This window comes from Methylacidimicrobium cyclopophantes (assembly GCF_902143385.2).
Classification (GTDB): Bacteria; Verrucomicrobiota; Verrucomicrobiia; order Methylacidiphilales; family Methylacidiphilaceae; genus Methylacidimicrobium; species Methylacidimicrobium cyclopophantes.
The window spans coordinates 1-9,367 of sequence record NZ_CABFUZ020000206.1; the positions used below are offsets into that span (position 1 = coordinate 1).

A 9,367-nucleotide genomic window follows, 5' to 3' on the forward strand; every position below is an offset into this window, starting at 1 on the left:
GGAGGCCGCGACGTCGAAGAGATTCTCGGCGATCCGGAATTGAGCCGCCTTGTCGTCGGCTTGATGGAAGAGGTCTCCGCCGTCGCGGAGCGGCGCAAGCTGCCGCTTCCCGAAGACTGGACCGAGAGGATGATCGCCGACACGACCAAAATGGGGCCGTATCGGCCCTCCACGCTCGTCGATTTTCTGGCCGGACGGACGATCGAGGTCGAGGCGATTTGGGGTGAACCCTTGCGACGCGCCCGAAAGTTGGGCGTTTCCACCCCTCGCCTGCAAGCCCTCTACGCCCTGCTGCGATCCCTCGACCGGCGGAGCGCCGATCGCCGGGAAGTTACGCCGTCGTAGCCGACGAATGTTCGGTCGGCTCGCTTTCGGCTCCGCCCGGGGTGAAGGTCAGGATTCCTTCGCGCACGTCGACGACGATCGACTTCGCTCCCTCGAAACGCCCGCGCAGGATCTCTTCCGCCAGAGGGTGCTCCACGTACTTCTCCACCGCCCGCCGCAAGGGGCGCGCGCCGTAGGTCGGGTCGTAGCCCTTCTCGATCAGGAAGTCGGTCGCTGCCGGGGTCAGCTCGAGCACCAGCTTGCGGCTCTTCAAGCGAGAGGTCACCTTCTCGACCTCAAGGGAGACGATCTTGACCATGTCGTCCCGATTGAGAGGCCGGAAGACCACCAGATCATCGACTCGATTGAGGAACTCGGGCTTGAACGTTCTCTTGGCAGCGTCGAGCATCCGCTCCTTCATCTGGCTGTAGCCGGCCTCATCCCGCTTGGAGGTGAAGCCCAGGACCCCCTGCTTGAGACCCATGTCGGCCCCGACGTTCGAGGTCATGATGACGATCGTATTCCGGAAGTCGATCTTTCGGCCGAGGCTGTCGGTGAGAATGCCATCCTCCAAGATCTGGAGCAGCACGTTCCAGACGTCCGGATGCGCTTTTTCGATCTCATCGAAGAGAACGACGCTGTATGGCCGCCGCCGCACCTTTTCGGAGAGCTGTCCTCCCTCCTCATAGCCGACATATCCGGGAGGCGCCCCGACCAGCCGGGAGACGTTGAACTTCTCCATGTATTCGCTCATGTCGAGCTGGATCAGCGCATCGGCGCTCCCGAAGACCTGTTCGGCCAACGTCTTGGCGAGCATCGTCTTTCCGACTCCGGTGGGTCCGAGGAAGATGAAAGAGCCGATCGGCCGCTTCGGGTCCTTGAGGTCGGCCCGAGACCGCTGCAGAGCCCGCGCCAGCGCATCGATCGCTTCCTCCTGTCCGATCACCCGCGCCTTGAGCTCCTCTCCGATCCGCAGGAAGCGGTCCTGGTCCCGCTCGGTGATGCGAGTGATCGGGATGCCGGTCGCCTTGGCGACCACCTGCATCATGTCGTCCTCGGTGATGACGACCTCCTTCTCATCGCGATTCTGCCGCCATTCGGCGAGCACGCGCTCGAGCCGCTCCTTGCTTTCGCGCTCCTTGTCGCGGAGTGCCGCCGCCTTCTCGAAATCCTGCAGCTTGATGCATTCGTCCTTTCGGGCCCGCACCTCCGCCAGCTCCGCTTCGAGCTCCTTCACGTTGGGCGGACGCATCGTGGCGGCGATCCGGGCGCGGGCGCCCGCTTCATCCATGACGTCGATCGCCTTGTCCGGCAGAAAGCGGCCGGTCAAGTACCGCTCGGAGAGCTGGACGGCCGCTTCGATGGCCGCATCGGTGAAGTGCGCCTTGTGGTGCGCCTCATACTTCGGCTTGAGCCCGTGAAGGATCTGCACCGCCTCGTCCCGCGACGGTGCTTCCACCAGGACGGTCTGGAAGCGGCGCTCGAGAGCGGCATCCTTTTCGATGTATTTGCGGTATTCGGCGAGAGTCGTCGCCCCGATGCACTGCAGCTCGCCCCGGGAGAGAGCCGGCTTGATGATGTTCGAGGCATCCATGGCCCCTTCCGCCGATCCCGCGCCGACGATCGTATGGAGCTCGTCGATGAAGAGGATCACATTCTTGCTCCGCCGGATCTCCTCCATAACGGCCTTGATCCGCTCTTCGAACTGTCCCCGGTATTTCGTCCCGGCGACCATCAGCGCCAAGTCGAGGGTGATGACCCGCTTCTCCCGCAACATCTCGGGAACGTTGTCGGCTGCGATCTCTTGAGCCAAGCCCTCGACGATCGCGGTCTTGCCGACGCCCGCCTCCCCGATGAGCACCGGATTGTTCTTGGTCCTCCGGCAGAGAATCTGCATCACCCGCTCGATCTCGTTCTTCCGGCCGATCACGGGATCGAGCTCGTGGCGCCGGGCCAGATCGGTCAAATCGCGACCGAAGGCCTTGAGCGCGGGGGTCTTGACCTCTTTCTTGGCACCCGCCTCGGTTCCGGCGAACGCCGGCTCGGGCGTTTCCTCTTCCCCCGCTTCCGAAGCCGAAAAGTTGGGATCGAGCTCCTTGAGAATCTCGTTACGGACGCGCTCCAGATCAATCTCGAGGTTCTTGAGGACGCGCGCCGCGACCCCTTCCCCCTCCCGCAAGAGGCCGAGGAGAATGTGCTCAGTTCCCACGTAGCTGTGGCTCAGCCCCTTCGCCTCCTTTTGCGCCAAGGCGAGCACCTTCTTCACCCGGGGCGTGTAGGGAATCGGGGTGGTCGGCTTCCCCTCGACCTCCGTGCTCATCTGCTTTTCGAGCTCGCTGCGCACCGTTTCCAGGTCGATTCCGAGCTTCTGGAGGACATTGACGGCGACCCCCTGTGCCAGCTTGATGAGCCCGAGCAGCAGATGCTCGGTTCCCACGTAGTTATGGTTGAAGCGCTCCGCTTCCTTTCTCGCCAAAGCTAAGACCTGCTGCGCTCGCGGAGTAAAATTTGTCATGGGTGTTTCCTCTGTTCTAACTATGCAACGGCGAAGAGAGTTGTCCAGTTTCCGGAGGGGGAACGTCCCGCAATTGTGTGCGGAGAAAGTCCGCCCGGAGGGCATCCCGCTCCTCCGTGGAAAGCTTTTTTTCTTGGGAAAGCTGCAAGTGGGCCGGCTGCGTTTTGATGAGGCACTCCTCGTCGACGATCGTTCGGCACCGATCCGGGAAGAGCCCCATGTCCATTCCGAGCCGGACCAGCGAGAGGAGGTTGAGGGCCTCCTTGGAGGAGATCGTATAGGCGTTCGCCAACACCCCGTAGGCGCGGCTGACCTGGTCCACCACGAGTCTCGGTCGCTCCTCCAAAAGCTTCTGCCGGGCATTTTCTTCGTGCTGCACCACCTGTCCGATGACCTTGTGCATCCGTTCGAGGATCTCCTCTTCGCTCTCCCCCAGCGTCATCTGGTTGGAGATTTGAAAGAGATTCCCCAAGGCTTCGGTCCCCTCCCCGTAGAGGCCGCGGACCGCCAGCCCGATCCGGTTGACCGCCTTGACGATCTGGCCGATCTGCTCGCTCAGGACCAATCCGGGAAGGTGCACCATCGCCGACGCCCGCAGCCCCGTGCCCACATTGGTGGGGCAAGCGGTCAGGTAGCCGAGCTTGGGGGAGAAGGCGAATTCGAGCTTCTCGTCGAGCTCGGTGTCGGCTTTGTCGGCAATCCGCCAAGCCGCCTTCAACTGGAGGCCGCCCTTGAAGGCTTGGATGCGGAAGTGATCCTCCTCGTTGATCATCAAGCTGATCGTCCGGGTCCGGTTGACGACGACCCCGCTTCCCGCGTTGCGGCCCGCGTGTTCCCGGCTGATCAGGTGCTCCTCCACGAGGACCTGCTTCTCCACCGGGGTGAAATGATCCATCGAGTCGGAGAGAACGGCTTCCTTCATCGCGCTCAGTCCGACCGCCGCCGGCAATGCGAGGGCCAACACCTTCTCCCGCTCGGTGCGCCGCGCCCAGCCGGGGAAAGGGAAGCGGCTGAGATTCCGGGCGAGCCGGATGCGGCTGGAGAGGACGATGCGGCTGTTCTGCTCCCCGGGATGGAGCCATTCGCAGGGGGCTTCTAAGAGTGCCTGGATCTTCAAAGCATCTCACCTTACCCGAACGGGCCCTTCTCCGCAAGGAGACCCGCTTCCTTTGCTCGAATCCCTCGATCGAGCCGGACGGAGGCCGACCGGCCATGGGCCGCCAATCCCTCGATCTGCGCGAACCGGGCGATTTGCGGCTCTACCCGAGCGAGCGCCGCCTTCGAGTATTCCAGGACGCTCGTTCGCTGGAAGAAATGCTCCATCCGGAGGCCGTCGAAGGCCCGAGCGGAGCCGCCGGTGGGGAGGGTATGGCTGGGACCCGCCAAAAAGTCGCCTGCGGCGACCGGCGAATACGATCCCAAATAGATCGCCCCACAGTGGCGCACCTGTCGGAGAGCCTCATGGGGTCGGCGAACCGCCAAGCTCAAATGTTCCGGCGCGAACTCTCCCACCAGCTCGAGCGCTTCCTCCAGGGTTCGCGTCGAGACGAAGAGGGCGTGGTCCCGGAGGACCGATTCGACCATGCTCCGCCGGGGCAGGGTCTCCGTCTGCTCCTCGATCTGGGCGATCACCTCCTCCAAGACCTTTCGACTGGGTGTCAGGAGCAGGATCCGGCTCGAAGGCCCATGCTCGGCTTGCGCCAAGAGATCGGCCGCCACGAAGCGGGCTTGCGCATGCTCGTCGGCGACCACGGCGACTTCGCTGGGTCCCGGGAGCAGGTCGACCGCGACGAGCCCGAAGAGCTGCCGCTTCGCTTCGACCACGTAGGAATTTCCCGGACCGAAGATCTTGTCGACCGGGCGAATCGTCTCGGTGCCGTAGGCCAAGGCCGCGACGGCTTGAGCCCCGCCCAGGGAATAGACCTCCGTGGCTCCGGCGCTCCGGAGCGCGTAGTAGAGGACCGGATCGATCGGCGGGGGGGTGACGGCCGCGATCTCCCGGACCCCGGCTTCCCGGGCGAAGGGAATGGTCATCAGCGCGGTGGAGATCAAGGGGGCGGTTCCTCCGGGCACATAGACGCCGACCCGCTCCAAGGGAAGAAAGCGCTCCCCCACCCAGGCGCCTTCCCGGTTCCGGATCCTCCAGTCCTTCGGCCGCGAGGCGCGGGCGAAGCGGCGCACATTGGCCAGCGACCAGCAAAGGGCTTTGTGGATCGCGGCGGCCGGCCGCTTCGGAGGATCCTTCCGGCAGAATTCCGAAGGCGAGAGCGCGACTCGGTCGAGCTCCCGTGTCAGCTCGACCAGCGCCGTGTCCCCTTTGGCGCGGACCCGCTCCAGGATCGAACGGACCCGTTCGGCCAGCTCGGGATTGGGAAAGGCACGGCGGTGGAGCTCCCTTCGGAGCTGGGAGAACTCTTCGCGGTCGCAGGAAAGAATGCGGTAGCGGCTCGTCATAGCCGAGTTACTGTAGCAGATCGTGCGCCAACCACGCGCGAAATTTCTTCGGTGGGGGTCCTGCGCCGGGAATCCATCGGCTCTGGATGAGTCCGCCCGGGAGATCCGCGCGGCCGAGAGGGCCCGAGCACTCCGGCAACCCTGCCGGAGTCGGAGAAAAGAGCTGGATGCGCGCCCTCAGGCTGATGTAATGTCAAGAGCGAAACGAAAATGCCGCGGCGGTCTGGAACGGCGCCTACGGCCTGTGGAAAACATCCGCTCCGTTCCGATGGGAGAACTGCAATGCGAAGAAGCGCGATCGTGAGAAAATCGACCCTCTGGATGGCCGCTCTCGGCTTGACGGGAGGTCTCTGCCTCTTCCCGCTCCACGCCCAGCACCAGCACCATGCCAAGAAGGGGGATACCGAAGAGGCCGCCGAGGATCAGGAAGAGCACGAAGGCCACCAGATGGAGGGGATGGAGCATGGCAAGAAGGGCTGCATGGGGGGCATGGGCGGAATGAGCCATGGGATGGGGGGCATGGGCGCAATGGGTGGCGGAGAAAATTGGGATCAGGTCCTTCGCGAGGTCGAGGAGACGAAGACCCCGAAGGCCACGGCCCGCAAGCTTCGGATGAAAGCCGACCTGATGAAGGCCGATGCCGCCGTCTTGGAAAAATACGCGAAGGAGCTCGAAACGGGGACTCCCTGAGCGCCCCTCCGCTCACTCCCACTCGATCGTCGCGGGAGGCTTGGAGGAGATGTCGTAGACGACCCGGTTGATCCCGCGCACCTCCTGGATGATCCGGTTGGAGATCCGGGAGAGAACCTCCCCCGGGAGTCGCGCCCAATCGGCCGTCATCCCGTCGACGCTCTGCACGACCCGAACCGCGGCGGTCAGCTCGTAGGTCCGGGCATCCCCCATGACCCCCACGCTCCGGGCGGGGAGGAGGACGGCGAACGCCTGCCAGACTTCCTCGTAAAGGCCGGCCCGGCGGATCTCCTCGACCACGATCGCGTCGGCGGCGCGCAGCAGGGCGAGATTCTCGGGCGTGATGGGGGCGAGGCAACGGACGGCCAAGCCCGGGCCGGGAAAGGGGTGGCGGAAGAGGATCTCCCGGGGCAGGCCCAGCAGTTCGCCCAGCTCCCGGACCTCGTCCTTGAAGAGGAGCCGCAGCGGCTCGACCAGCCGCATCTTCATCCGTTTGGGGAGCCCGCCCACATTGTGGTGGCTCTTGATCACCGCTGGCCGCCCGTGGCCCGCCGCCGCGCTTTCGATGCAGTCGGGATAGAGGGTGCCTTGGGCGAGGTAGCGGACCGGCCCCAGCTTTCCGGCGGCTTCCTCGAAGACCAGGATGAATTCCCTTCCGATGATCTTCCGCTTCCGCTCGGGATCGCTCACCCCGCGCAGCTTCGCCAGAAAGCGCGGAGCCGCATCGACGACGTGGAGAGCAAAGCCCATCTCCTCGCCGAAGAGATGGCGAACGGTTTCTCGCTCTCCCTGGCGCAAAAGCCCGTTGTCGACGAAGAGGCAGTGGAGCCGATCCCCGATGGCTCGATGGAGCAGGGCGGCGGTCACGCTTGAGTCCACCCCCCCGCTCAAGCCGAGGATCACCCGCTCGCCTCCGACCCGCGCCCGGATCTCGGCGCAGCTCCGCTCGAGGAAGGACGAAAGCTTCCAGCCAGCCGGAGCCTGGCAGATCCGGAAAAGAAAGTTGGCGAGGATCTCCTTGCCGAATTCGGTGTGGGTGACCTCCGGATGGAACTGGAGGCCGTAGAGGCGACGCTCGGGATCGCCGATCGCGGCATGGGGCTCTTCCTGGGTTCGAGCGAGGGCGACGAAGCCCTTGGGCAGTCGCGCAACCCGATCTCCGTGGCTGTTCCAGACCGTCGAATGGTGGGGAAGGTCCGCCGAGAGGGCGGAGGGCGCTCGCCATTCGAGGGTCGCCCGACCGTATTCGCCCGATTTCGCCCGCTCGACCTCCCCGCCCAGCAGCCGGGCCATGGCTTGGAGCCCATAGCAGATCCCGAGCACGGGAAGGCCCCTCGCGAAGATCGCGGGATCGGGCAGCGGCGCTCCCTCTTGGGCCACGCTCGAGGGCCCTCCGGAGAGGACCAGGCCCCGCACTCCGGGCCCCGCCAGCTCCCGGGCGGGGGTGGTGGGGGAGACGATCTCCGAAAAGACCCCGAGCTCCCGGATCCGGCGGGCGATCAGCTGCGTATACTGCGAGCCGAAGTCGAGAACGACGATCCGGTCTTCCGGCTTGGCTTTGCCCACCGGGAATCCCGCCACTTCCGGCTCGGAGGCGCTTTTCCGACTATGGGGAGGATGCGGCATCTGCCTAGCGCGTGCCCATTCCCACCGATTGCACCATTTGAAAGAGCTTCCCTTCCGATTGAATGCTCGGCGCGATGATCACCTCGGTCTCTTGGAACTGCGCGATCGTAGCGGCTCCCGCATTGCCCATCGACGTCATGAGGGCGCCTACGAGGTTTTGCGAGCCGTCGTCGACCGTCGCCGGACCGAAGAGGATCTGCCGCAAAGGTCCGCTGATCCCCATTTGAATCCGGGTTCCTCGGGGGAGGTTGGCGTGGGGGGTCGCCATCCCCCAATGGCTCCCCTGACCCGGGGATTCCTCGGCCCGGGCGAAGGCCGACCCGATCATCGCGCCATCCGCTCCGCAGGCGATCGCCTTGCAGAGATCCCCGCCCCGGCGCATTCCCCCGTCGGTGATGATCGGCACATAGCGGCCCGTCTTCTTGTAATAGGCATCCCGCGCTGCGGCGCAGTCGACCGTCGCGGTCACCTGCGGCACTCCCAACCCGAGCACGCCGCGCGAGGTGCAGGCCGCACCGGGGCCTACCCCGATCAGGACGCCGCTCACCCCGCACTCCATGAGATCGAGGACGACGTCGTAGGTGACCGCATTGCCGATGATGACCGGTGCCCGCATCTGCCGGCAGAAGGCCGCCAAATCCAGGGAGGCATATTGGCGGGAGATGTGCTTGGCCGTGCTGACCGTCGACTGGACCACGAAAAGATCGACTCCCGCTTCCTGGGCGATCGCGCCGAAGGCGAGCGCCTTTTGGGGAATCGCCGAGACGGCGGCCAGAGCCCCCTGGGCCTTCAGCTCCTCGATCCGTTTGCCGATCAGATACTCACGGATCGGAGCCGAGTAGATCTTCTGGAGCAGCTCGGTGACCTTGCTCTGATCGGCCGAAATGATCTCCTGGATCACCGCCTTCGGATCGTCGTAGCGGGTCTGCACTCCTTCGAGGTTGATGACTCCGAGCCCTCCCAAGCGCGACATCTCGACGCAAAAGCGGACGTCGGTCACCCCGTCCATGGCGCTGGCCAGGATGGGGATCTTGAGCCGGATCGGCTCGCCCGAGGGGTGGGGGATCGTAAAGCTCGTGTCCACCTCGTCGGGATTGATCGTGATTCTCCCCGGCACGAGCGAAATCTCGTCAAAGCCGTAGCAGACCCGTGCCTTTCGATTTTTTCCAATCCACATTCCCATGATCCGATTGCCCTTTCTACTCGTGGTATTCCTGGGCGAAGACCCGCTGTTCCGCCGAGCAGGACGGACAACGAAACTCCTGGCGGTCCGGCGAGATCGTGACTCTCTCTCCACAGAACCGGCAAACCACCGTTCTCCGGGCCGAACGCCGCCAAGCGCCCCTTCTTGCGCTAAAAGACAACCATACCCAAAGCAGGACCGCAAGAGGAACGGCGACGTAGAGGAGGAAGGCCTCCGGCATCGTGATCCGCATCATGAAGCGCCTTCCTCCCGAAAATGCCAGAATATCTTGACCCGCCCCCAGGTCAGGGGCGCGCGGGGATCGGGCAAAAATCGCAGACGCTGGATCTCCCGCAGAGCGATCTCATCGACCCGCCTCTCCCCGCAGCTCTCCTGGAGCAGGACGGCGCAGGGGAACCCTCGGCCGTCGACCGCGAGCCGGACGACGGTCGGTCCCGTTTCCGAGAGCAACCGGACCGAGACGGTCGGCGGCTTCCAGGGAGCGGGGAGCCGCCGGCTCAGCGCGTCGTCGAACTGGGCCGCGCTCTCGGAAGGGACGGTCGCCTCCAAGCCGG

8 protein-coding genes and 1 pseudogene are annotated in these 9,367 nt (G+C 64.8%); 2 read left to right on the forward strand and 7 right to left on the reverse strand.

From position 1 onward, the window contains the following. Window positions 1-345: ketopantoate reductase family protein (locus tag FN369_RS08815; RefSeq protein ID WP_281290943.1), on the forward strand; the 345-nt coding region annotated here is incomplete at its 5' end. Here FN369_RS08815 and FN369_RS08820 read toward each other — a convergent pair. Genes FN369_RS08820 through hisD form a run of 3 tightly spaced genes read right to left on the reverse strand, consistent with a single transcriptional unit; the run spans window position 332 to window position 5,293 of the window. Then, window positions 332-2,839 carry an ATP-dependent Clp protease ATP-binding subunit gene (locus FN369_RS08820; RefSeq protein ID WP_142525789.1) on the reverse strand — a complete coding sequence of 836 codons (2,508 nt, stop codon included), beginning with the start codon at window positions 2,837-2,839 and terminating at the stop codon, window positions 332-334. The genes FN369_RS08815 and FN369_RS08820 overlap by 14 nt on opposite strands. A 16-nt stretch (window positions 2,840-2,855) precedes the next feature. Further along, entirely contained in the window at window positions 2,856-3,956 is a 1,101-nt protein-coding gene (locus FN369_RS08825; RefSeq protein WP_142525790.1) for a protein arginine kinase, read from the reverse strand. 11 nt (window positions 3,957-3,967) lie between these two features. After that, window positions 3,968-5,293, reverse strand: a complete 1,326-nt coding sequence (gene hisD, locus FN369_RS08830; protein ID WP_142525791.1) for a histidinol dehydrogenase — start codon at window positions 5,291-5,293, stop codon at window positions 3,968-3,970. Window positions 5,294-5,593: 300 nt separating this feature from the next. Here hisD and FN369_RS08835 point away from each other — a divergent pair, with 300 nt between their 5' ends. Continuing rightward, a complete protein-coding gene (locus FN369_RS08835) occupies window positions 5,594-5,983 on the forward strand; it encodes a hypothetical protein (protein WP_246189642.1) in 390 nt (129 codons plus the stop codon). A 12-nt stretch (window positions 5,984-5,995) separates the two neighbouring features. On the opposite strand, the gene guaA is transcribed toward FN369_RS08835, so the two are convergent. The 4 genes and pseudogenes from guaA to FN369_RS11240 form a co-directional block, all read right to left on the reverse strand. Further along, a complete protein-coding gene (gene guaA, locus FN369_RS08840; protein ID WP_142525793.1) occupies window positions 5,996-7,609 on the reverse strand; it encodes a glutamine-hydrolyzing GMP synthase in 1,614 nt (537 codons plus the stop codon). A 4-nt stretch (window positions 7,610-7,613) separates the two neighbouring features. Then, window positions 7,614-8,792, reverse strand: a complete 1,179-nt coding sequence (locus tag FN369_RS08845; protein ID WP_142525794.1) for a GuaB3 family IMP dehydrogenase-related protein — start codon at window positions 8,790-8,792, stop codon at window positions 7,614-7,616. A gap of 16 nt (window positions 8,793-8,808) precedes the next feature. Then, entirely contained in the window at window positions 8,809-9,048 is a 240-nt protein-coding gene (locus FN369_RS08850) for a hypothetical protein (protein ID WP_142525795.1), read from the reverse strand. Then, window positions 9,045-9,367 (reverse strand): annotated as a pseudogene (locus FN369_RS11240) (hypothetical protein); the annotation flags it as partial. The pseudogene FN369_RS11240 and the gene FN369_RS08850, both read right to left, overlap by 4 nt.